Annotated in this window: 1 tRNA gene; it reads right to left on the reverse strand. The window is 37.7% G+C overall.

The window, feature by feature from the left end:
• Window positions 1-289: 289 nt before the first annotated feature.
• Window positions 290-360: transfer RNA gene (locus tag EOJ36_RS11860), tRNA-Ala, on the reverse strand.
• Window position 361: the final 1 nt, after the last annotated feature.

Below are 361 nucleotides of genomic sequence, written 5' to 3' on the forward strand. Positions count from 1 at the left end.
GCCTCTTACTAATTTCTTCTCTCTAATTGATACTCCTAGCTATTTATAAAAACTCCTCGTTTGAAGTCTTTTTTTTCTTTTTTTACTCTTTACTCTTTAACTTTAGCTCAATTTTTCTTCAGTTCTTCAGTTCTTCAGTTCTTCAGTTCTTCAGTTCTTCAGTTCTTCAGTTCTTCAGTTCTTCAGTTCTTCAGTTCTTCAGTTCTTCAGTTCTTCAGTTCTTCAGTTCTTCAGTTCTTCAGTTCTTAGATTCTTCAGTTCTTAGATTCTTCAGTTCTAAAGTTTTGGGTGGAGAATAACGGATTCGAACCGTTGACCCCCTGCGTGCAAGGCAGGTGCTCTAGCCAGCTGAGCTAATCCC

It is taken from the genome of Sandaracinomonas limnophila (assembly GCF_004005965.1).
Classification (GTDB): domain Bacteria; phylum Bacteroidota; class Bacteroidia; order Cytophagales; family Spirosomataceae; genus Sandaracinomonas; species Sandaracinomonas limnophila.